Below are 23,784 nucleotides of genomic sequence, written 5' to 3'. Positions count from 1 at the left end.
ATTCGCCTCCCGCCATGATCACGCCCCACCCGCCTCGGCCCCGCCGCGCAGCGTCCGCAGGAAGGACCGCAGCAGACCGGCATCCGCCGGACGCCCCGCAACGCGCATCCCGCACAATAGCGCCACCCGATTCCCGCGAGGCGTGGTCACCGGTCGCAAATCAAATTCCCGCCCGGCCGCTACCCCTTCGCCTAGGAGCAGCGTCCAGCCTCCGGCGCTGCGGGTCCAGTCCGCCGCGGCGGACCGCGCGCCAAGCCTCGCCAGCATGGCCGACACGTCCAGGTGCCCGCCACCGGGCAGGGTCACGCCCAGATACTCGCCACCCGGAGAGCGAATCACCAGCGGCAGCCCCAGAATGTCGGCCACCACGTCGTCCGCCACGCGCTCCCGTGCGCGGGGGGTCTCTCCCTTCGTGACGGACGGCCCATCGGCAACGCCCTGCGACTCTTGCGGCGACGCCGGCCCGTCCACCTGCGGTGTCGTGCGTTCGGCAACAGCGCTGCCGGTCTCGATGGCGCGGCGCAACCGCCCCACCTCGTCGCGCAGGCGAAGCACCTCGTCACGCAGGGGGCCGTCGCCATCCGTCGGAGCGACGGTCGTGCGCCCCTCAAGCTCGTTCATGCGCGAGATAACCGCCGCGTACACGTCCTCCATCCGCGCGAGGGAGCGCTCCAGCGCAGGCTCCCCCACACGCTCGCGCCGATTGTCCCGCGAGGCCGCGCGGGCTCGCCGCGCCTTGGCATACTGCGGAAAGCGCTCGTAGAGCGTCTCGCGGATGCGTTCCGTGGACAGTCCCTCGCCGAAGCCCTCGTGCACCGTCCGGCACACGGCAAGGGACACGGCAGCGAAGCGCAGGGGCTTCCCGCGCCGGGCCACTGGCAGACACTCCGGAAACTTGCTGCGGTAGTTTTTGATGGTCGAGACCGAAACGCCGAGCTGGCGGGCAATTTCGGCGTGGGTAAGCAGATCGTCAGCCATGGCAACCTCCGACCTTCGGAATTTTCTCCATTAACTGCTGACGATACGTCATCGACGACGTCCGATCAAGCGGGGGCGACGAAAAAGGCCACTCCCTCCCCGAGGCTTTTCCTCGTCTTGAAAGCCGGGTAGAAGATGCCATGCACGACGCCGCACACATCCTCGAACAGCGCATCCTCAAGGCCCGGCTCTTCATGGAGGAGCATCTGGACGACGCGCCGTCCCTCGACGCCATCGCCGCGCAGGCGCACTTCTCGCCCTACCACTTCCACCGCGTGTTCACGGGCATGGTGGGCGAATCGGTCAAGGCGCACATGCGCAGGCTACGCCTCGAACGCGCCGCAGTGCGCCTCTTGTACTCGGACCGCCCCCTCGCGGACATCGCCTTCGAGGCGGGCTACGAGGCGCAGGAGGCCTTTTCCCGCGCGTTCAAGGCCCTGTTCGGCGAAGGCCCGGCCCTCTACCGCAAGCAGGGCAATCCGGAGTTCCTCGCCCGTGGCGGCACCCTGCGCCACGACCAGAAACCGAGCTCCGGACGCACGCTTGAGTCCTACGGCGTCACCTTGGAAATACGCCACCTTGCGCCGCAACGCGTGGCCTTCATCCGCCACGTCGGTGCCTACTTCGAGTGCGGCAGGGCATGGGACACGCTGTGCGCATGGGCGGGCCAGAAGGGTCTGTTCACCCCGCACACGCAGTTCATGGGCGTGAGCCACGACGACCCCGCCGTAACCCCGTCGGAGCGCATCCGCTACGACGCATGCATCACCGTCGGTCCGGACGTATGCGCCGACGGCCCGGCGTCCATCACCACCATCGAGGGCGGCGACTACGTCTGCGCCCTGTATCGCGGGCCCTACACCGATCTGCAAGACGTCTATGCCCTGCTGTGCGGTCAGGGCATCCCAGCCCTCGGCAAGGACTTCGCCAACGCCCCGGCCGTGGAGGTCTACCACAACACGCCAGAACACACGGCCCCCGAGGATCTGCTGACGGAAATCCGCATTCCGGTGGTGGATATCGCCTACTAGGCCCCCCAGCACACGAAAAGCAAAAACGGTCATGAAGCCTCCAGCCAAACCCTGTAGACCGGACGCATGAACAGCGGCGACCCATCCCCGCCGCGAGCGCCGAACGTCAACAGCCTTCACAAGGAGCACAGAGCATGACCACCACGCAGCATAGCGCCACCCCATCCTTCGAAGTCCGCACCATCGCCCCCATCCGCGTCGCCGCCGTCCGCCACGTCGGCCCCTATGAGGCATGCGAAACTGCCTGGCAGACCCTGTGCGGATGGGCCGGTCCCAAGGGCCTGCTCGGCCCCAAGGCCGTCTTCATGGGCTTGTCGCACGACGACCCGTCGCGGACACCGACGTTCCAGCTCCGCTACGATGCCTGCATCGCCATCGCCGACGACGTCGCCATCGAGGCCGACGCCCCAGTGCACGAGATAACCATCGCGGGCGGGGACTTCCTCTGCGCCATCCACCACGGTCCCTACAGTGAGCTGTTCGAAACCTACGTCGGGCTGTTCGCCTACGTCCTGCCGCGTCTCGGCCGTGAATGCTCGTGCCCGAGCGTCGAGGTCTACCTCGAAGACTGCACCGTCACCCCCGCCGACAAACTGCGCACAGAAATCCGCATTCCGCTGAAGTAGCCACCGCGGCCCCCTCTGGCGGGCGCGGCCATGCCGCGCCCGCCAGACCGTGCCGCAATGCTCACCATTTCCATGAAAAGCGGACACGACGCACCCAGTCGTATCCCTTGAGTTCTCAGCCACCATCCCGTTCAGCTATGCGTCTCCCTGACCGATTCTGGATCATGATCGAGCGGATCGAGAGAGAAACGCCACATCCGCCTCGCCTCTTTTGCGGCGATATTGATTTTCATTTTCAAAACAGATAGGCATAACCCTACACGCTAAACGATCCCGACCCACCACGTCCAAGGCGGATCACCGGACCGCAAACAGGAGAAATGCCATGAACACGCCGCAAAGCGATTTCAGCCCGTTGTCACGCTTGATGTCGCAAGAAGTGATCTTTCACGCCGTCGTGCAATGCGTGCGACTGAAACTTTTCGACGCCTTATCCGAACAGCCCGCGACACCCGAGGAAATCGCACGAAAATTCGGCTTTCAGCTAGGCCCCACACAAGCGCTGCTGGAACTGCTCGCCGTCAACGACCTGCTGACGCTTGGAGAGCATGGGTATGAAAACACCGCCACCGCCGCCGAATTTCTTGTGTCGGACTCGTATTTTTATCAGGGCGCTGCTCTGGAACACAACAGCCGATTCACCGCAGCCATCAAGACGCAATTCATCCCCCTTCTCAAGGGCGAAGCCAACCCCATCGCGCACGCCCCAGACGACGCCTGGAGCGACACCGACACGATGCGGGCCACGCTGCAGCATTCCCGCATGGGCGCGCTACAGGACACGGTGAAGGTCATTTCCGGGTTGCCGAATTTTACCGAGATGCGCTTCATGGCGGACATCGGGGGCAATCATGGCGAATACAGCATGGCGCTCATCGAGCGAAATCCTCAGCTCCACGGGGTCATCCTCGACCTTCCCGGCGTGGTGGAAAAGGCCAACGAGCGCATCGCACGCCACGAGCTGACACAAAGCCTGAAGGCACAGGTTCTGGATTTGCGCAGCGACACGCTCCCGAGCGACTCGTACGATCTGGTGATTGCGTCGCACATTCTTTATGCGTTCATGGACGACCTCGCAGGGTTCGCCAGACAGGTGCATGATTCCCTGAAACCCGGAGGGTGGTTCGTGTCCCAGCATATGAACCGCCACTCGGACACGGCCCTTCAGGAAAAGGCTTCGCTGGAATTCGTCACGCGCATGTCGGGCTACCCGACGCACTTCATCGCGCGAGAACAACTGGAATCCGCCTTTGCGGTAGCGGGTTTCGCCGATATCCGCTGCGCATTTTCCGGCCCTGGCGCACAAGGGCTCATCGTGGCGGGACAACGGGATAGCTGACGCAGGAAGGCCCTTTCGCACGAAGACCCGCCACCCGTATGGCAGACCCGCCTGCGATGGGCTTCGTCACACACGCCTTCACGTGCCGCAAACAAAAAAGCGCCCCGCGCCGAACCGGCACGGGGCGCTTGGATGCGCATGCCCCAGGCACGTCGAGAGGGATCAGGCCTCCACGGCGTGCATCACGACTTCGCCATTCTCATTGAATTCGAGGGTGAAGGTCGTTCCGTACTTCACCAGGAAATCCTTGTCCGCGATGAAGGGCACGCCCTGCACCTCGACGCTCACGTCTTCGTCCTCATCACGTTCCTCCATGCCAAGACCGAGGATGATCTTCGAGCTGCACCCGGAGCCGTGCTTGTACTCGCGCAGGCGCACACAGGTGCCCTCGTCCTCGTCCTCCAACATGGAACGCAACTTCTCCAGCATCTCTTCGGGAATGGTCACTTCAAACATGCGGGTTCTCCTTTATTCGTTATGATTGCGGATGAATGCATCCGTTCGACAACATGATGGACGGATGCGCAGCGGTGTAACCGCTCACGCGTCCTGTCGATGGGAACCAGCGACCACTGCGGGCGCTTCGCGCTCCGGGTCTCGCACGCGCATGTGACTTTCCTGCGGCGAAAAACGAAAACGCCCCCTGTCGTTTCCGACAAGGGGCGCACGAGAATGCATGGGGCGTGGTGCCCTGCGCGGAGACTAGGCCTCCACGGGGCTCAACACGACTTCATTGTTCTCGCCGAAGGAAAGCGCGAAAGCGGTTCCGTACTTCTCAAGGTAGTCCTTCTCCGCGATGAACGGCATGCCGTCCACCTCAATGCGCGCGTCCTCGTCCTCATCGAATTCGTCCATGCCCAGACCGAGCACGATTTTGGCGTGTCAACCGCCGCCGACTTTGTACTCGCGCAGGCGGACGCAGGTGTCCTCGTCCTCGTCCTCGAGCATGGTGCGGAGCTTCTCCAGCATCTCTTCGGGGATGGTAAGGGTAAACATGATCAAACCTCTAGACTGGTTATTGTTACACCAAGACGGGAGTGAGCCCGTGCTTGGCAAATCGGTCCCAAACGACCTTCAACTCTTCGGGCGCATACTGGGAGACGGCCGGAAGCGGCTTGCCCAGCGCCACGTACTTGTTCCGCCCGAAGGCGTGGCACGGCATGACTTCGATCTCGTTGCGACCGAACTCAGCGAAAAATGCGGCCATGGCGGCGATATTCTCATCGGAGTCGTTCATGCCGGGCATGAGCGGCATGCGAATACGCACTTCCTTTCCGGAATTCAAGGCCGCGCGCATGTTGCGCAAAATTATGGTGTTGTCCTGCCCGGTGAGCAGCTTGTGCGCCTCGGGATCCATGTGCTTGCAATCGAACAGGAAAAGGTCCGCGAGCTCGAGGGTCTTGTCGAAGCGCTCCTCGGGGCAGAAGCCGCAGGTGTCCACGGTCACATGGAGGCCAGCGTCGTGCGCGGCCTGAAGCATGTCGAGGAAGAACTGGCCGCCGGAGGTGGGCTCGCCGCCGCCGAAGGTCACGCCGCCGCCCGAATTCTCGTAGAACAGCATGTCCTTGCGCACGATCTCCATCACCTCGTCCACGGTCATGATCCGACCGGACATCTCACGGGCCTTGGAGGGGCAGGACTTGGCGCACAGGCCGCAATCGGTACACTTCTCGATGTCGCGGCCGAACTTTCCGTCCACGGGCACCACTGCGCCGTTGGGGCACACGTCCATACAGGTGCCGCAGCCGGTGCACATGTTCTCGAAATACATCATCTGCGGCGTGGTCTTCTGGGATTCCGGATTGCTGCACCACAGACAGCGCAGGGGACAGCCCTTGAGGAACACCGTGGTCCGCAGACCCGGGCCGTCATGGATGGACATGCGCTGGATATTGTAGATCATTCCCTGACTCATCGTTTGCTCCGCAGATATGTCTTTTTGAGGGGTGCTCCCGCGGGGACCATGGGCGTCCCCGCGGGAAGCGAGGGATATGAGGAGGTGCGGGACGGGAGGGGCACGTGATACGTTTCCCGCCCCGCGGCCTGTTCAATCGCTAGTTCTTGTACTCGGTACGCTTGATGATCTCGTTCTGCACGCCCTTGTCGAGGCGGGTGAAGTAGGCGCTGAAGCCTGCCACGCGGACGACCAGATCGGGGTATTCCTGCGGGTTGGCCTGCGCGTCCTTCAGAGTCTCGGAGCTGACGCAGTTGAACTGGATGTGGGAGCCGCCGAAGTCGCAGTAGGTCTTGATCAGGGAGATCAGGGTACGTGCGCCGGCCGGGCCTTCCAGCACCTGCGGGTTCACCTTCACGTTGAAGTGGTTCGCGCCGTAGCGGACGGTGTCGATGGCTTCCGCACCGGACTTGATGAGGGCGGTGATGCCTTCATGGTCGGAACCGGGCATGGCGGAGACGCTACCGTCGGTCAGTGCCGTGCCAGCCTTGCGGCCGGTGGGCAGCGCGCCCATGAGCGAACCGAAGTAGTTGTGGTACGACAGGGAGTACGCATCCAGCGGGGTGCGGTAGCCGAAGCAGTCCGGGCCCTGAGCGTGATGGATGGCGTCCACGTCGCGGTAGAACTGCTGCACGAGTCCTTCCACTTCGGGGTAATCGTTGCCGTGCTTGGGAGCCTCGAAGCACATCTTGCGGATGTCCTCGTAGCCCTCGAAGTTGGCCTTGAGGGCCTCAAGCAGCTGCTCCATGGTCAGCTTCTTGGTGTCGAACACCAGATGCTTGATGGCCAGCAGGGAGTTGGCGGCGTCGATACCGGCGGTCATGATGGGGTTGACCTGCGGGTAGCGGGTACCACCGGCCTCCTCGCAGATGCCCTTCTCGATGCAGCCGTCGTACATGGCGGAGCGGAAGATGCTCGGAACCACCTGGACGCGGGCCATCTGGCTCAGGTCGGAGTGCTTGCGGGACATGCTGAAGAGGTGGTCCAGCTGCTTCTTGGTGGCCTCGTAGAGCTCGTCAAAGGTCTTGAACTCGCGCGGGTCGCCGGTCTCCACACCCACCTGCTTCTTGGTCACGGGGCACTTGCCGTTGTTGAGCATCAGCTCAATGACCTTGGCGAGGCAGGGCTGGTCTTCCTGCGTGATGAAGCTACCCTTGCCGCAGACGCCGGTGGACACGCAGCCGTAGTTGCCGCAGTTGCGGGCGTCTTCGAGGGTGATGCCATCCTCGTACTGGGCAAAGCGGGCGAGCGTACGCTGGATGACCACGTTGTTGTTGAGGATCTGGGGCTGGCCGGAGCCGCCGCGGACGCACTCCACAACCTTCTGAAGGTAGGAATCCTTCATCTTGGGATGATAGAGCAGGGTCAGCGTGGGCTGAATGTTCTTCATCGTGGTCTGGGTCTCGAGCAGCAGCTCTTCCAGTTCGGTGCTGGCGTCGTTGCCGTTGGCGTCCACGCCGCCGATGGTGATGGTCTGGCCGGTGTGGCCGGACAGGGTCATGGCGTAGGAAGCGCCCTGGTACTCGCCAAGCTCAAGGTGCTTGATCCACTGGAACTTGAGCAGCGTGAGCACCTGCTCGCGGGTCAGATTGCCTTCCTCGATGTCCTTCTTGTAGAAGGGGTACATGTACTGGCCGTAGCGGCCGGGCGAGGTGGCGCAGGCCATCTGCTCGACCTCGATGGCGAGGTGGATGAACCAGAAGGACTGAATGGCCTCGCGGAAGTTGCGGGCCGGAAATTCAGGTACGCGGCGGCAGATCTCGGCGATCTCGAGCAGCTCGGCCTTGGCCTTGGGATCGGTCTCCTCGGCGGCGGTCTTCTCGGCCAGCTCTGCGTAGCGGTGAGAATGGGTGATGACGGCTTCCATCGCGACGATCATGGCGCGGTAGAGGTCATGCTTTTCCTTGTTGGCCAGCGTGGTGGGGCAGTTGCGGAAGCGCTCCTTCACGTCGTCGATGAGCCAGCGCAGGCCCTTGTTCAGGACGAGCGGGTAGTCGGCGATGCCGGAGCCGCTGGCCACGCTGACGTTCTCGTAGTACATGCCGGCCTTGGCAAACGGCTTGGGATTGAAGCCGTACTTGTCCTTGAACATCTTGTCGTTCAGGTCGATGCAGGTGCAGCCCTTCCAGCGCTTGTAGGTCTTCTCCAGAAGATCCTGAGTCTCCTGAGGAATCTTCATCTCGCCGAGGGAGGCCATCTTGGCCATCTGCATCTCTTCCTTGATCCAGGCGACGTTCCACTCGGGGTAGGCGTACACGCCGGCGCGCACGCCGGTCAGGGTACCCACGAGGGGGTTGCCGTCGAGGAAGATCTTCTTCTTGGTCAGAACGCGCTCGAAAAGCTTGGCGCGGATGTAGAAGACGGGTTCGCCCGCGAACTCGTCATAAACCTCTTCCATGCACTGCAGGCGCTCAGGATCCATGATCTGCGGAGCAGACATGAGGAAGTCCTTGAGCTCCTTGACGCGCGCTTCGGCGGTATCCCAGTTGATGCCGTAGCCCTTGGGGGTCGCGGCGGCGTTGTCGCAGCAGCAGGTGTTTTCGCAAGAAGTATTGGTCATCTCGGTCTCCTGTTCGTTCGAAATTTTCCCAGAAGAAGTTTTAAACGATGTTCGCTCGCTTGTTATTTTTATAACTTGCACGGGCCATGCCAGACCAAAAATCACGATCGAAAAATGAACCAACACCATGGAATTACGCCACTTTCTTGCGAACATGCCCTACTCGTGGCGCCCTGGAAAAAATTTTGATTTCGAAAAATTTCTTTCCTTTTCCAAAATATTTTTTATTTTGCGGTTCGCCAGGCAGGAACGCACTCGGCCATTCACCTTGCCAGCACCCATTTCCCAGAGGTTGTGAAAATTGCGTTTTGACAGAAAGAAATTTTTGAACGTCAACAGGGAGAGCGTGTTAACGCCCTCCATGACCGCCATCTGGGACGACATGTGCATCGGCGTGGCCGTGGTGGATGCCGACGGCATCTGCGAGTACATGAACGACATCCAACGCCGCGTGGACGGCTTCCACCGCGTGCCCGTGGTGGGCCAGCACATCACCAGCCTCTATGTCCCCCACGAGCTGGAGTGCATCCCCACCATCGAGTGCCTCCAGAAGAGCGAGCCGCTTCTCAAGAAGTCCTATTTCTACAAGACGACCAACAATTATCTGGCCAGCACCGTCACCGACTTCTTCCCCCTCTTCGACCACGGAAAGAAGGACGGCGTCATCGCCTTCACCATCTGGACAGGCACCACGTCGCTGGTGGCGCGCAAGCGCCGCCAGCCCAAGGCCGCACCGCCCAAGGGCAAGACCAGCTACGAGTTCTACACCTTCGACAGCCTCATCGGAGAAGACCCGACCCTGCTCGACGTCATCCGCGAGGCCCGCACCGCAGCGCAGACCTCGTCGCCGGTCATGATCTGGGGCGAGAGCGGCACGGGCAAGGAGCTCTTCGCGCAGGCCATCCATGCGGGCGGCGAACGCCGCGATCAGCCGCTCATCCCAGTGAACTGCGCGGCCATCCCAGAAAACCTGCTGGAGGGCATCCTCTTCGGTACGGCCAAGGGCGCATACACCGACGCGGGAGACAAGCCCGGCCTCTTCGAGGAGGCCGACGGCGGCACCATGCTGCTGGACGAACTGAACTCCATGCCGATGGGCCTTCAGGCCAAGCTTCTGCGCGTGCTTCAGGAAAAGCGTGTACGACGCATCGGCTCCCACACGGAAATCCCGGTGGACGTGCGCATCATCAGCATCCTCAACGAGGACCCACTGAAGGCCGTGGAAGAAGGCCTCCTACGCCGCGACCTGTTCTACCGCCTCGCCGTGGTCGGCATCTCCGTGCCCGCGCTGCGAAGCCGCAGGCAGGACATCCCCCTGCTCACGCGCACCTTCATCGACCGCTCGCAGTTGCGCCCCCTCGCATCGAGCATCGACATCGAGGCCGACGTCATGCAGATGTTTCAGGACTACGACTGGCCGGGAAACATCCGCGAACTGCTCCATGTGGTCGAAGGCAGCCTCGCCCTGCTCGGCGGACGCTTGTCCATCGAAATGGAGGGACTACCCCGCCACTTCCGCGAGGCGTGCGCTTCCATGGAGATGCGCAGCGACACCCACCCCTCCCTGCCCACGCCAACCAGACCGAACGAGGACACCCTCCAGCGCGACTACTACGACTACGCCGACGTCAAACGCAGCAGCGTGGTGCCGCTCAAGACCTGCCTTCAGGAATACGAGGCACAGTGCATCCGCAACGTGCTGCGCGTCACCGGCGGCAACGTGGCCAAGGCGGCGCGCATCATGGAAATCACCGGCGCGGGCCTGCGCTACAAGATGAAACAGCTCGACATCAAGGACGAAGATTAGGCAGGGGCGACGCGCCCCCGGATGATCGCGCCGCGCCGCCCCATCGGGACGGCACGGCGCGCGTGGGAACTCTTACAGGAAGGAGCGTCCGAGGCACACCAGACCGGCCATGACGATGACCGCCATGAGCACACGCCTGAACGTGGCGACGTTGATGTGGCGGACGACCGGAAACGCGCAGAGCGTTCCGATCATGGTGGCGGGCACGCCGTAGAGCGCGTAGTGCAGGACGTCCGGCGTGTACAGCCCGGCCCCGGCCTGCAGCACGCAGGTCATGGTTCCGCGGATGATGAAGAACACACCAAGCGTCCCCAGAAACACGCGGGGATTCCAGCCCATGTACAGGCCGTAGGCCCCAACGGGGGGACCGTCAAAAGAAATGGCCGTTCCGAGGAGCCCGGCACCAAAGCCCGCGGCTCCACCCTTGCCCCACGACTCCGCATGGACCTGCGTGACGCGGAAGGTATGCTGCCAGTAGACATAGTACAGGAGCAGCGCGCCAACCGCCCCCTGCAGCACGGCTCCGGACACGAACTTGAGGATGAACAGGCCGATGACGGCTCCGGGCAGGGAGCCGACCAGCATGGGCCACAGGGCGGAGACCTTGCAATGCCTGAAATGCATGCAAGCGATGCAGCCGTCCATGACCACGTTGAGAATGCAGCTCAACGGAATCAGTTCGTGCATCGGAATGACCGTGGCGGCCACGGGCACGGCGACCATCGCGCCGCCAATGCCGCTGACGCCGGAGACGAAGCCACCGACGAGCCACGCACAGAAAACCAGTATGGATACGGAATCGGGCATGTGAAGGGCTCCCCGCCTTGGCGGCTAGTGCGCCGCCAACTGCGCTTCGCAGGCTTCGAGGGAGCCGTAGCCGAGCTTGCGCATGAGAATTTCATAACGTTCACGCACGAGGTTTCGTCCCTCGTTCCGCGCGGCATCAACAAGGGCGGCGTACGCCGTGAGCGTCGCCGGGGAATAGGTCTGCAATTCGCAGCGCAGATACAGGCAGAAGCTCTCGCGGCCATCGCGCTGGACCGTTCTCGGGAACTGCGCGGACACCTCGTCGCGCCAGTCGGCCTCGGCCTCGACAATCACGCGGATGCGCGGGTCGGTGTTGATGGCGGGAATGAGGTCGTCCATGAGCGCGTACTTCTCAGTCATGAAGTTGCGCCCGGCCTCCTCGGCACGCACGAGATCGCCGAGATAGGACTCCAGAACGGCCTCGGACAGCACGCCGTGCGTCATCTCCCGCATGATACGGAAGGACTCGGGCCGCTCCTGGCACAGCGACTTTCCGCCGCGAGTTTTCACGGCCAGAAACATGCGCAGTTCACGTTCAATAATGTCCTCAACAAGAGCCTCGCGGCGTTCTTCAGTCATAGCGTCTTCCTCTCCGATAGCGTTTGCACGATCAGGGCGTCCGCTCGTTGCTCGTCCGAATCCCAGATGACAACCATCCGCAATCGCTAACGAATGCCATCCTCTGGACCGCGCCGACGAAACCGGCACCCTTTATGAAAAGAATAACGAGCGGCGCCCGTGCAAGGCCGGTGCCGTTTCCGGGAGATTGCCCCTCGGGAATGTTCGTCCCGTCACAATCGGCATATGTCATTGATAGATCACGAGAAGTGTAGCATGCCCGCATCCCGCTCCATTCCACGGAAACTTGGCCACGCCCGCGCTGACAGGTAAAAAATTTTACCTAAAAGAAAAATTTCCTACGAAAACGATATTTCCTTTGCGCACCACCGTGAGCCTCGCGCAAAGTGCAATTTTTTTCACCAATACTTTCGGGCATATGCAAACATGGTGAAGATTTTCACGTATTGGCATCCTCTTTGCTCTTTCTGTCACGATTCGCGAATACGCTTTCCCCAGAAGAGATTTCGCATGCGGAGACAACCGTTCGCTCCTCTCCGCACCAGCCTAAGGACAGCCATGTGACCGCTGGAAGACCATGGCAGACCCAAGGCAAGACGTACGAATTCATGTTCCACGGCAGGGCGCCGAGGACACGGCCCGACACCGGTCCCGGCACCGTACCCGCAACGACTGCGTATGCCCTGCCCCGATGACAAAGGCATATCGCCCCGAACGCCCTACACTGAAGAGGTTTGTCATGGCTCAAGTTGAACAGGTACAGTTGGAGAAATCCCTTTCGCCCGCGCAGGTCTGGGCGCTGGCTCTCGGTTCTATCGTCGGCTGGGGCTGCTTCGTCCTCCCCGGCGACATGTTCCTGCCCCAGGCCGGCCCCCTCGGCACCCTGACCGGCTTCATTATCGGCGCATTCCTGCTGTGCTTCGTGGCCGTGTGCTACAGCTACATGATCAAATACGCCCCCGTCGCCGGTGGCGCATTCGCCTATGCCTACGTCGGCTTCGGCCCCACGGCGGCATTCATCTGCGGCTGGGCGCTCGTTCTGGGTTACATCGCCATCGTCTGTATCGACATTGCGGCGCTGGCGCTCATCTTCCGCTTCCTGTTCCCGGGCGTCTTCGAGTTCGGACCGCTGTATTCCATAGCGGGCTGGCAGGTCTACATGGGTGAAGTGCTGCTCATGACCGCCGGCACCGTCGGCTTTGGCTGGATGAACTACCGCGGCATCAGCTTCGCTGGCAAGCTGCAGGTGGTCCTGGCCTACATGCTGACCATCGGCATCGTGGCCCTGTTCTCCGGCACCGCCGCCCTCGACACCGCCAGCTTCGGCAACCTCGTTCCCGCGTTCGCAGAGCATCGCTCCGCCCTGTCCTGCGTGCTCCTGATCTTCGCCATCTCGCCCTTCCTCTTCGTGGGCTTCGACACCGTGCCCCAGGCCGCCGAGGAATTCTCCTTCGACCCGGCCCGCGCACGCAATATCATGATCATCGCCATCCTGTGCGGCGTCGTGCTCTACAGCCTCGTGACGCTGGCCGTTGGCATCGTGATCCCCTACCCCGAAATGCTCGCCAAGATGGACGCCCTGCGCAACAGCGGCGGCACCGCCTGGGCGACCGGCACCGTCGCCACCATGGCCTTTGGCAAGTTCGGCGCTGTGGTTCTGTCCTGCGCGGTTCTGGGCGCAGTGTGCACCGGCATCAACGGCTTCTACATCGCCACCTCCCGCCTGCTCCTGAGCATGGCCCGTGGCCGCATCCTGCCCGCATGGTTCGGTGACATCCATCCCAAGTACCGCACCCCCTACAAGGCCATTCTGTTCACCGTCGCCATCGTGCTGCTGACCCCCTTTGCCGGTCGCTCCGTGGTCGTGTGGATCGTGGACATGAGCTCCGTGGGTACCGGCATCGGCTACCTGTTCACCTGCCTCGCCGCCCGCCGCGTTCTGCTCGGCAGCGAAGACGTGACCAACAAGGCCAACCGCCTGTTCTGCTGCATCGTCGGTGCGCTGACCGCCATCATGTGCATCGTTCTGCTGCTCATCCCCGGCTCCCCGGCCTACATCAGCGTGGCCTCCCGCTGGTGCCTCGTGGCCTGGGTCGTGATGGGCTTCTTCTTCTACTTCTCCAACAAGACCGTGTGGTCCAAGCTGCCCGAAGAAGAGCTGCGCGCCAGCATCCTCGGCCGCCGCGACATCCCGGTGTTCTTCAAGGGCAACGGCTCCAAGGGCCGCGCCACCGCCGAGAGCACCGCGCGCTAACGACTACGACCGTCCGGCTCACTCCATCCTCGCCGGATATCTCTTGAAGCCCCTGCCTGCCTCTGCGGGCAGGGGCCTTTTTTTGAAAGGTGGGCTGTAAACGCCATGAATCACGATTTCTCAATCAAGGGTGCCCTGCTCGTTCTCGGCGGGGCATTGTGTTTCAGCACCTCCGGCTTCGCACAGGCGCTGGTCGCCGGGGACGGCGCGTCCCCGCTACTCATCGGCGCGGTGCGCATGCTCATCGGCGGCCTTGCCCTCACGCTGTGGTGCGCATGGCGCGGCATACTCCCAAAACCCCACGACTGGCCCGTGAAGAACGTGGCGCTCTCCGCGCTGGGACTCCTGCTCTTCCAAATTTTCTTCTTCACCGGCGCACGCGCGGTCGGTGTGGCCGTAGGCACCGTGGTCAGCATCGGCTTCTCCCCCATCTGCGTCGCGGTGCTGGCGCTGGTGCTCCTCAAGGAGCGCCCCGTGGCTGCGTGGTATCCGGCCACCGCACTGGCCATCGCCGGGCTGGTGCTCCTCAACTGGACCGGCGCCGAGACCATGCAGCCCATGAAGATCGTGCCCTCACTGGCCGCCGGAGCGTCCTATTCGCTCTACATCATCTTCTGCAAGCCGCTGGCGAGGCACCACGCCCCCGAGACGATCATGATGGTCCTGCTGCTGATCTGCGGACTGTGCCTTCTGCCCCTGTTCCACTTCCACCCGACGGACTGGCTGTGGACCGTGAAAGGCTCGCTGGTGGCGCTGGACCTCGGCGTCGTCACCTCGGCGCTGGCCTTCTGTCTGATGCTGGCTGGCCTGAAGCGCACACCCGCGTCCACGGCCTCCACCCTCGGCCTCGCCGAGCCGTTGAGCGCCGCAGCGCTCGGTTTTCTGTGCCTGCACGAGCCGATGACGACCTATTCCCTCGTCGGGATGGCCTGCATCCTCGGCAGCGCACTGCTGCTCATCCTTGCCCCGCAGCTTCCGCTTCCGGCAGCGAAAGCGCAGGCGCAACGCTGATGGCACACCCCTCGCGGCCGTGCGGTTGTGCGTTACGCGCGCCGCACGGCCGCGGTCTTCCTTGGGCGTAGCGACCATGCGCCCAACTGCCCGATATACCACATATCCCCCACCTGTCGCAGAGACAGGACTTCCGCCGTGGAGGACGGAACCATGAGACTGACCATCAAGACGCGCATACTTCTCAGCTTCATCTCCGCAATCATTCTCGCCACAGTCTGCATCACCGGCGTCGTCGCGTGGAAGATGCACACCGACGCCGAGCAGTCCTACTGGGACAAGGCCAAGGTCCAGTTGGACATGGTGGACCGCTATCTGACCCTGTACTTCGAAATCAACCAGCACAACGCGGCATACCTCGCGAAGATGCCGGAGCTTGCGACCACGGAGCCGCTCTTCCCGAACTTCAAGGACACCACGTCCTCCTCGGCCTACGATCCCGCCACCTTCGGTGAGACCGCGCAGGAGATCATTCGCACGTGGCGGCGCATGCAGGACAACAACCCGTTCTACTGCGAAATTTTCACCGGCCATCCGGACGGCAGCTTCGGCACCAGCCTGACCGTGGACGTGCCCGCCCGGTTCACCACCGCGCAGCGCCCGTGGTACAAGGACGCCATGGCCGCGCGGACCGAAACGCTCATCGGCAACGCCTACAAGGCCAACTCCGGCGCAAGCGTGACCACCGTGTTGAGCAAGATCCGGACGCCCTCGGGCGAGCTGGCTGGCGTGCTGGGCATCGACACCAACCTCGACACCCTCGAAGAGCTCATCCGCAGCCTGAACTTCGGCAAGACCGGGCACTTCGTGCTCATCGAAGCCAGCGGCCGCGTGCTGTGCGATCCCAAGGATTCCGCCGCCAACTTCAAGATGGTCAACGAACTGCGCGAACCAGCATGGCGCACCATCTTCGCCTCCGACGAGCCGACCATGGTCATCGACATGAACGGTCAGGAGATGCTGGTCTCCAGCATCAAAAGCGCCACGGGCTTCCGCGTCTTCTCCCTCGCCTCGGCGGACGAGGTCCACGCCGTCATGCGCCACACCCTATGGACCATCGCCATGCTCGCCGCAGGCATCATCGTCGCGGTCAGCCTCTTCGCGCTGTGGCTCACCAGCACCATTTCCCGCCCCCTCGGCATGCTCGTGAGCGGAGCGGACCGGCTGGCACAGGGCGACTTCAACGGCATTCCCGACGGCACGCACTTCTACGGCGAGATTCTCGCCCTGCGCGACAGCCTCGCCGTCATGGCCCAGCAGCTCGGCGACCTGTTTAAGCAGTCCGCAATCAAGACCCGCGAAGCCGAAGAGGAAACCGCCAAGGCCATGAAGGCCATGCAAGAGGCCGAGGAGGCCAAGCACGCCGCCGAACGCGCCCGCCGCGAAGGCATGCTCACCGCCGCCGACCAGTTGGCGGACATCGTGGCCATCGTGGCCTCGGCGTCCGAGGAGCTGTCCGCGCAGATTGAGCAATCCTCGCGCGGAGCCAACGAACAGGTCGGCCGCGTGTCCGAGACCACCAAGTCCATGCGCGAAATGAACGAAACCGTTCTGTCCATCGCCCGCAACGCCGGAACCACCGCCGAAGTCTCCACCGACACCAAGCAGAAGGCGCTGGACGGCGAGACCGCCACCAAGCGCTGCATCGACGGCATCGGCGAAGTGCGCGACGTGACCGAACGCCTCAAGGGCGGCATCTCCGAACTCGCCAATCAGGCGCAGGCCATTGATGAAATCATGGGCGTCATCTCCGACATCGCGGACCAGACGAACCTCTTGGCGCTCAACGCCGCCATCGAGGCCGCCCGCGCAGGAGACGCCGGACGCGGATTCGCCGTGGTCGCCGACGAGGTGCGCAAGCTGGCCGAGAAGACCATGGCCTCCACAAGCGACGTGGAGAAAGTCATCCGCGCCATCCAGCACAGTTCCTCTGCCAGCGTCCGCCAGATGGACGAGGCTGCGGAAAAGGTCGGAAACGTGACCGCCATGGCCGCCCAGTGCGGCGAGGCCCTGCGCGAGATCGTGTCCATGGCCGACACCACGGCCGATCAGGTGCAGTCCATCGCAGCGGCAAGCGAGGAACAGTCCGCCGCGTCGGAGGAAATCTCAAACTCCATCACGCAGGTGAACACCATCGCCGACGAAACCTCGCAGGCCATGGGCGAAGCCTCCCGCGCCGTAGCCCAGTTGGCCGAACAGGCCCAGAAGATGGCCACCATGATCGAGGGCATGAAACAGGCCTAGCCCGGACCATCACCCACATACGCAAAACAAAAGAGGGCGTCGGACCGAACGGTCCGACGCCCTCGTGCGTGTGTTTTTCCACCCACGCCCCCTCCCCCCAATCTTGCCCGCCGCCCCCAGCCGTGATACCCGAGGGAATCATCGGTTCATCCCAACAGGCAGTCAGGCATGACAAGCATCAAAAGCGCCCTCTACATCGACTTCGACAACATATACACCCGCCTCGGCCAGTTGAAGCCCAGCCTCGCGGAAAACTTCGCCACCTCGCCGGACCTCTGGCTGGCGTGGCTGGAAAGCCAGCTCCCCGTCCCGGACGGCGAGGCCTCGCGCAGGCGCATTCTGGTCCGCAAGTGCTACCTCAACCCCAACGCGTACAACCGGTTTCGCCCGTTCTTCGTCAAGTCGGCCTTCAACGTGGTCGACTGTCCGCCGCTGACCACGCAAGGCAAGAACAGCGCCGACATCCACATGGTGCTCGACATCGTCGAGGCCCTCGAAGCAAATCCGGGCTATGACGAATTCATCATCTTCTCCGGCGACGCGGACTTCACCCCCGTGCTCATCAAGCTGCGCGAGAAGGACAAGATGACCAGCATCCTTTCCGTTGGCGCATCGTCCCCGGCCTACCGCGCAGCAGCCACGCAAGTCATAAGCGAACATGACTTCACCGAATCTGCCCTGTCCTACTGCGAATTCTCCAGAAACGGACAGGATGGCGAACTCAACGACGAGTCGCGACAGGATGTATCTCAATTCGTAATACAAATGGTTCGCAATTCCGCAACCCCCATCGTCATGGCCAATCTGGCCCACAACATCCGCAAGAAATACTCGGATGCCGTGTTCGAGGACTGGTGCGGCGGCGGCAAATTCATCGACTTCCTAAAACTCCTTGATCTCAACGGGCTAAAGCTGTCCGAGGTCGTACCGGGCTACGTGTACGATCCAGAAATCCACACCCCGCCCAAGGAGCGCACCGAGATCGACCTCGGCTTTGGCGAGGACCGCGAACTCCTCGAATTCGCGCGACTGGTGAGCAAGCTCACCGGCGCACCTCTTCTCGGGCGCGACACCTACCGCCAGCTCTACGAGATCATGAGCGACGAAATCCGGCGCAACGGCTACCAGCTCAGCTCCACCTCGCGAAACATCCGCGACACCTGCAAGGACAAGAAGCTCTCCGTCTCGCGCCAGCAGATCAACTTCGTCCTCATCGGGCTTGGCAAGGTGGGATGCCGACTCGGCTTCGGCGAATGCACCGCGCCCGCCGAGATCTCGCGCAAATTCTGCGAGAACATCTTCAACCTGTGCACCTCCTCGCAGATGAACATGGGCGAGAACGCCAACAAGCTCTTCAAGTGGCTCCTCATCGACGAGGCGCTCCACCAGCGTGAGCTTGCGACCCGCGAGCGCTAGAGACGACGCGCAAAACACCAGCCCACGAACGACTACGACCGGCACCAACGCAAAAGCGCCCCGCTCCTCATTGATGCGGGGCGCTTTTGCGTTGGCGGCACATACACGTTGTCTCAAATACAGACCAACGGCATGCACAGCGCCACCCCGCCGCACGCTGTGGATGCTCGCCACAAAAACACCACTACAGCACAAATTCAAATCTATTTACAAAAAAAATTCCATCACATAACGAAGCACAAAAGCGCACACCACATGCAACGCGGAGGCTACCCCAATGCGACAGATACCGACACGAAATGCATGCGCTGCCGCCACGATTCTTCTTTTTCTGACGCTTCCCCTCGCTCTGCACCACCACTCCGCCCACGCCGCGGACAACTACGACGATATCACCACCACCCTAATCGGAGACTGGGCCAACTACGGCGCGGTCACGACCTACGCCACAGACACCAGCGCCATGGCCTCCTACGGACTCACAACGAGCACCAATGCGGCTTCCGGAACGCTGACCACCTCCGGAAAAGCCGGCCATGGCATGTCCATCCACAACTATTCAGAGGGACAGAACCATGGCACCATCACAACATCGGGGGAGTTCGCCTCGGGAATCATGACGGGGATTTACTCCACCGTGTCCAATCACGGCACCATCTCCACCACCGGACAACGCGCCCACGGCATCAACGTCTATGGCGCCTGCACCGTCACCAATTCCGGACACATCACCACGACTGGCGAAAATGCCCACGGCGTCTTTCTCAATGGCCCGACAGACACCGTCCTCAACTCAGGGAGCATCGCGGCCTCGGGCAACGGCGCACACGCCATCCTCGCCTATTCCAGCACCGTGCACCTGCTTACGGGGACCCGCATTCTGGCAGGCGACGTGTGGGGCACCAGCAGCACACTCACCCTTGATGGTTTGGGAACTGTCGATTTCGACATCGGCGGGACGTGGAATGCGCTGACAAAGACCGGAGCGGGCACGTGGAGCTTTACCCGCGACATCAGCGCCACGCCGCAATCCCTGCGCCTTGAGGGCGGAACCCTCGCCATCGCGCGCGGGGTGGGGCTACGCGGCGACAGCTACACCCAAAACGCCGGGACCACACTCCTCGTCGCACCGGACGGAACAACCACGCCGCTCACGGTGACGAACGCGGCGAATCTGGACGGCGCCCTACTGGTGCAGGCCGTCTCCACAGCCATCGGCACCACCGCCACGGTGCTTCACGCGGGGTCGGGCGTGAGCGGCACCTTCGACTCCGTACGCAGTATGGATACGAACCCGAACTTCACCCTGCGCGTGGACTACGGGAGCAACGACGTCACCGTAACGCAGAACTACACCCCGCAATGGGATTCGTCCGCACTCGGCCTAGCATCCACCCTTACCACCGCACGCGGCTTCGCCACCATCGCCGCCACACGCGGGGCCATGATGCTGTCGCAGGCCCCAGCGCCCGAGCGCGAAATTCTCATCGCGGGACTCGGCTCCACGGATGGGCTCCTCCTCCCGCGCGACGACGACAGCCGCCTAGGCATGTACCTGCAACCTGTCTTCGCCTCGGGGTCGCGAGACGAAGGGGCGGGCGGAATAGGCTACGACTGGGACACGATGGGCTTCGAAATCGGGCTGGACTACCTGCTGACGCCGGAATTGCTCCTCGGCATCATGGGCGGATACGCGACCACGGACATCGACTTCACCGGCTCCGCCTTCGTGGCGAACGACACCGAGGAGCAGGAAACGTGCACCCTCGGCGTCTACGGCGCGTGGGGACCGGGCAACTGGCGCATCACCGACGTATTGAGCGTCGCGCGGGTGGAGCACGATTCCAGACGCAACGCCGGGCTGGGCCAAACCGCCGAGGGCGACTCCACAAGCTGGATACTGGGGAATCAGTTCCGGCTCGCCCATGTCTGGACTCCGCAAAAATGGGAGATAACGCCGCATGTGGGCCTCAATACGACTCACCTTTCGCGCGAGGGCTTCTCCGAAACCGGAGCGCTCAACGCCGTACGTTACGACGATTTCGACAAGACGTTTTGGGAGGGCGTGGTGGGCGCACAGATCCGCCATGCCTTCCACACCGATTCCGGCGCAGTCATCACGCCCTTCGTAGGGCTCGACTACGGCTTCGCACTCAACGACAACGACATCACCATGCGCCAATACCTGCCGACGGATTCGGCGCTGGTAACGACCGAAAACGACGACGAGCACATAAGCGTGGAGCTTGGGCTCTCACTGGCCAGAGGCCCCCTCGGCCTGACCGTGGCCTTCACCGAGGACCACGCCAGCAACAGCGAAACCCGCGCCGCGCGCGCGACATTGCGGGTGGAATTTTAGGGGACGGACGAGCGATGATGCCGCCCAAGCGCTCCTTCAACGAAGCACAGTCCAACGCCACACGTTGGGGCAACGCAAGCCCGAACGCTCAATGTGTTCTCGTCACGACAAAAAAGGGCTGCCGACACGCGTCGACAGCCCTTGGTCCTGAAATCTCACGTTCAGCTACAGAATATGATCCGTCGTCAGAAAATTCGAACTGCCTTGGCGCAGAATGCTGCCAATCAGATCCTTGTTGGCCTCGGTGCCCTTGGCCGCAACGACACTACGAATGGAGAAACAACGCAGGCCATCCCCTACGGAAAGCGTTCCCTCGGCCGAATCCTTGCGACCGGTGAAAGGGAAGGAATCCGGACCGCGCTGGCACTTGCTGTTGATGTTCACACGGCAGACCTGATTGACCATCGGGTCGATGAATCTGGCCACCTGTTCGGGATCGCTGCCGAAAATGCTCATCTGCTGGCCGTAGTTGGACTGCACCTGATACGCCAGCGGGGTGCGTTCATCATCAAAGGGGACGACAGGCACCACGGGCCCAAACTGTTCCTCCTGATAGACACGCATGGACGGCGTTACGCCATAGAGCAACGCGGGCTGGAAGAGCGTCCGCACGGAAAAACCGCCGCCGGCATTGACCACCCGAGCGCCCTTCGCCACGGCGTCGTCCACCAGCGCGCGCAGGTAGGCAATTTTACCCAAGCCCGGCATGGGCGTGATATTCACTCCGGGATCGAAGGGCATGCCCACGTTCAGCCCGGCGATGCCCTCGCACAGCCGAGCGAGCAGCTCTTCGGCTCGGCTGCGGTGCACGAAGATGATCTTGAGCGCGGTGCACCGCTGACCGCTAAACCCGAGGCTCCCCGACAAAATCTCGCGGGCGGTGACGTCCATGTCCGCGCTTTCCAGAACGAACGCGGGGTTCTTGGCGTCAAGGCCAAGCACGCAGCGCAACCGATGCGGATGAGGATGCAGCCGCCGAAGCGCGTCGGCCGCGCTGGACGAGCCGATGAACGCCAGAACACTTACCTTCCCGGATTCGAGGATTGGCCTGACCACGCGCCGGTCGCCGAAAAGCACGTTGACTACGCCACGAGGAAAACACTCACACAGGAGCTCCATGACCGGAGCAAGCAGGAGTTTGCCCATGCGCGGGGTCTTCACGATGGCTGTGTTGCCCATGAGCAGGGCGGGAATCAGCGTGGCGAGCGTCTCGTTTAACGGGAAATTGTATGGCCCCATGCACAGGACCGGCCCGAGCGGCGCACGACGGATCTGCGCATAGATGCCGCCCTCGATGGCAATGCGCGAACTGTCCCGATCCAAATCCTTGAGCGCGCGAATGGTATCGTGAATATAGTCGAGCGTGCGGTCGAACTCGACCTCGGACTCGCTACGCGGCTTGCAGATTTCAAGCGTCATCAGATGGACGACCTCGTCCCGCACCCCGGCCAGCCGATCAACGAACGTCTCGACATGGCGGATACGGTCGGCAACAGCCATGGTCGGCCAGAGCCCCATCCCGTTGTCATACGCACGAACGGCAGCCTCAAGGGCCAACGTCCCCACCGACTCGTCCACCACCGGGCAACGACCGATGAGCAGCGGAGAGAACACCTCGCCATCACGCGTCTCGATGGGGGAGTAAATGTCCTGCATTTTCCCTTTCCATTCCAACAGTTCGCCGCCGATCAGGGAGTAGGGATACACCTTGGGTATGAAACGTCGGTATTCTTCCGGAATGTCATGGGTGGCGGGAAAGGCGGAAAGTAAGGTTCGTTCCATATTCATAATGTCTCCCGACCTGAAATCAGGCTATATGCGTGCACAATCGACCACTTGGGTAGGTTTTTCACCGCATGATGTCAATGAATTGGGGGAAGAGCTGGAGTGAAGTAGCCCCTTTTTGACCGGACACCCCAGCCAACCTAGGAGGTAGTGCTGGAGGTCTTGCCAGAGATAGTGCTAACGAATACCCCAAGACCAAGGTGTACAGGCAATCCTGCGTCGGCGTGGTCCTGCTACGAAGTTCTGGACACGAAGTTAAGCCACTATCCTGACGAGCAAACAGAGGATGTGGATGAGCCGGAATCGCAGGACATACGATGCACAGTTCAAGCGGAATGCCGTTCGGATGGTCGAGGAATCGGGACGGGCAGCGTCCGGGGTGCGCAGAGCCCCGGGATTGGGGAGAATATCTTCTACCGCTGGCAACGTAGATGGCTCAAAACGCAAAAGCGCCCCGGATTCGTAAGAATCCGGGGCGCTCTGGTTTCGCCTTCAGGCGAATATGTGAACCCGGCGGCGGGCTACTTTCCCACGGACAACTCCGCAGTATCATCGCCGATGAGGTGCTTGACTTCCGTGTTCGGAATGGGAACGGGTATGACCACCTCTCCATGGCCGCCGGGAAATTCGGGCCGTATGCGGAACGACCGACCGGGCTTTCGCCGAATTGAACCGCAGTAGCGGTTCACATGCCTCACGCGGGGCGACCGATGTTGCGGCCGACATCCCGAATCCGGGGCAACGGCGTTGTGCGCCGCACAGGCCGTTTTAAGGCCTTCAGAAGCCAAAGACGCAGGACAGACTGCTTAAAGCCGTCAAACCGCGTCTTGCGGCCGTTTTGCCAACCATCCGTCACGGTGGCAATTCGACCCGGCTTCACTGCCCGCCTCAGCACCGCACAACCGCCGATATGGCTAGAGTGGCAGCACCGACATGGCGAGGCGAAAAAAAAGTCCTGGCGACGGGCTACTTTCCCACAGACAACTCTGCAGTATCATCGCCGATGAGGTGCTTAACTTCCGTGTTCGGAATGG

17 protein-coding genes and 2 rRNA genes are annotated in these 23,784 nt (G+C 62.2%); 9 read left to right on the top strand and 10 right to left on the bottom strand.

Annotated elements, in window-relative coordinates; translation table 11 throughout:
* Positions 1 to 18: 18 nt before the first annotated feature.
* Complete coding sequence (locus tag GGQ74_RS14145; RefSeq protein ID WP_167942250.1) at positions 19 to 978, bottom strand: helix-turn-helix domain-containing protein; 960 nt, start codon at positions 976 to 978, stop codon at positions 19 to 21.
* Between the two features lie 140 nt (positions 979 to 1,118).
* Here GGQ74_RS14145 and GGQ74_RS14140 point away from each other — a divergent pair, with 140 nt between their 5' ends.
* From GGQ74_RS14140 to GGQ74_RS14130, 3 genes are all read left to right on the top strand, one after another.
* The gene (locus tag GGQ74_RS14140) at positions 1,119 to 2,009 is read left to right on the top strand and encodes an AraC family transcriptional regulator (RefSeq protein WP_167942249.1); all 891 of its coding nucleotides are present in this window, start codon (positions 1,119 to 1,121) and stop codon (positions 2,007 to 2,009) included.
* A gap of 134 nt (positions 2,010 to 2,143) precedes the next feature.
* Positions 2,144 to 2,635: an AraC family transcriptional regulator gene (locus GGQ74_RS14135; RefSeq protein WP_167942248.1), complete on the top strand. Its 492-nt coding sequence runs from the start codon at positions 2,144 to 2,146 to the stop codon at positions 2,633 to 2,635.
* A gap of 325 nt (positions 2,636 to 2,960) precedes the next feature.
* Positions 2,961 to 3,974 (top strand): methyltransferase, encoded by a 1,014-nt coding sequence (locus GGQ74_RS14130; RefSeq protein ID WP_167942247.1) that lies wholly within the window; start codon positions 2,961 to 2,963, stop codon positions 3,972 to 3,974.
* A 162-nt stretch (positions 3,975 to 4,136) separates the two neighbouring features.
* Here the strand turns inward: GGQ74_RS14130 and GGQ74_RS14125 are convergent, their stop codons facing one another.
* The 4 genes from GGQ74_RS14125 to GGQ74_RS14110 all read right to left on the bottom strand — a co-directional run bounded on the left by GGQ74_RS14125 (position 4,137) and on the right by GGQ74_RS14110 (position 8,488).
* Positions 4,137 to 4,430 (bottom strand): ErpA-related iron-sulfur cluster insertion protein, encoded by a 294-nt coding sequence (locus tag GGQ74_RS14125; protein ID WP_167942246.1) that lies wholly within the window; start codon positions 4,428 to 4,430, stop codon positions 4,137 to 4,139.
* A 246-nt stretch (positions 4,431 to 4,676) separates the two neighbouring features.
* On the bottom strand, positions 4,677 to 4,829 hold the full coding sequence (locus GGQ74_RS16595) for a hypothetical protein (RefSeq protein ID WP_245168316.1): 153 nt from the start codon (positions 4,827 to 4,829) through the stop codon (positions 4,677 to 4,679).
* Positions 4,830 to 4,995: 166 nt separating this feature from the next.
* Positions 4,996 to 5,889: a glycyl-radical enzyme activating protein gene (locus GGQ74_RS14115; protein WP_167942244.1), complete on the bottom strand. Its 894-nt coding sequence runs from the start codon at positions 5,887 to 5,889 to the stop codon at positions 4,996 to 4,998.
* Between the two features lie 139 nt (positions 5,890 to 6,028).
* The gene (locus GGQ74_RS14110; protein ID WP_167942243.1) at positions 6,029 to 8,488 is read right to left on the bottom strand and encodes a glycyl radical protein; all 2,460 of its coding nucleotides are present in this window, start codon (positions 8,486 to 8,488) and stop codon (positions 6,029 to 6,031) included.
* 346 nt (positions 8,489 to 8,834) lie between these two features.
* On the opposite strand from GGQ74_RS14110, the gene GGQ74_RS14105 reads away from it, so the two are divergent.
* Positions 8,835 to 10,295, top strand: a complete 1,461-nt coding sequence (locus tag GGQ74_RS14105; protein ID WP_342448629.1) for a sigma-54 interaction domain-containing protein — start codon at positions 8,835 to 8,837, stop codon at positions 10,293 to 10,295.
* Positions 10,296 to 10,367: 72 nt separating this feature from the next.
* Here the strand turns inward: GGQ74_RS14105 and GGQ74_RS14100 are convergent, their stop codons facing one another.
* Complete coding sequence (locus GGQ74_RS14100; RefSeq protein WP_167942242.1) at positions 10,368 to 11,102, bottom strand: sulfite exporter TauE/SafE family protein; 735 nt, start codon at positions 11,100 to 11,102, stop codon at positions 10,368 to 10,370.
* 24 nt (positions 11,103 to 11,126) lie between these two features.
* The gene (locus tag GGQ74_RS14095) at positions 11,127 to 11,681 is read right to left on the bottom strand and encodes a DUF4125 family protein (protein ID WP_167942241.1); all 555 of its coding nucleotides are present in this window, start codon (positions 11,679 to 11,681) and stop codon (positions 11,127 to 11,129) included.
* A 739-nt stretch (positions 11,682 to 12,420) separates the two neighbouring features.
* Between GGQ74_RS14095 and GGQ74_RS14090 the strand changes: the two genes are divergently transcribed.
* From GGQ74_RS14090 to GGQ74_RS14070, 5 genes are all read left to right on the top strand, one after another.
* Entirely contained in the window at positions 12,421 to 13,935 is a 1,515-nt protein-coding gene (locus GGQ74_RS14090; protein WP_167942240.1) for an APC family permease, read from the top strand.
* A 105-nt stretch (positions 13,936 to 14,040) separates the two neighbouring features.
* Positions 14,041 to 14,946: a DMT family transporter gene (locus tag GGQ74_RS14085; RefSeq protein WP_167942239.1), complete on the top strand. Its 906-nt coding sequence runs from the start codon at positions 14,041 to 14,043 to the stop codon at positions 14,944 to 14,946.
* Between the two features lie 153 nt (positions 14,947 to 15,099).
* Entirely contained in the window at positions 15,100 to 17,190 is a 2,091-nt protein-coding gene (locus GGQ74_RS14080) for a methyl-accepting chemotaxis protein (RefSeq protein WP_167942238.1), read from the top strand.
* Between the two features lie 168 nt (positions 17,191 to 17,358).
* Entirely contained in the window at positions 17,359 to 18,606 is a 1,248-nt protein-coding gene (locus GGQ74_RS14075) for an NYN domain-containing protein (RefSeq protein WP_167942237.1), read from the top strand.
* Between the two features lie 277 nt (positions 18,607 to 18,883).
* Positions 18,884 to 20,965, top strand: coding sequence for an autotransporter family protein (locus tag GGQ74_RS14070; protein ID WP_167942236.1), 2,082 nt, complete (start codon positions 18,884 to 18,886; stop codon positions 20,963 to 20,965).
* 165 nt (positions 20,966 to 21,130) lie between these two features.
* Here GGQ74_RS14070 and GGQ74_RS14065 read toward each other — a convergent pair whose 3' ends face one another.
* From GGQ74_RS14065 to rrf (GGQ74_RS16590), 3 genes are all read right to left on the bottom strand, one after another.
* The gene (locus tag GGQ74_RS14065; RefSeq protein WP_245168315.1) at positions 21,131 to 22,747 is read right to left on the bottom strand and encodes an aldehyde dehydrogenase family protein; all 1,617 of its coding nucleotides are present in this window, start codon (positions 22,745 to 22,747) and stop codon (positions 21,131 to 21,133) included.
* Positions 22,748 to 23,258: 511 nt separating this feature from the next.
* Positions 23,259 to 23,373 (bottom strand): 5S ribosomal RNA (rrf, locus tag GGQ74_RS14060).
* A gap of 330 nt (positions 23,374 to 23,703) precedes the next feature.
* Positions 23,704 to 23,784, bottom strand: a 5S ribosomal RNA gene (gene rrf, locus GGQ74_RS16590); the annotation flags it as partial.

The sequence above is a fragment of the Desulfobaculum xiamenense genome (assembly GCF_011927665.1).
Taxonomy (GTDB): Bacteria; Desulfobacterota; Desulfovibrionia; order Desulfovibrionales; family Desulfovibrionaceae; genus Desulfobaculum; species Desulfobaculum xiamenense.
This window is presented reverse-complemented; position numbering and strand designations above follow the sequence as displayed.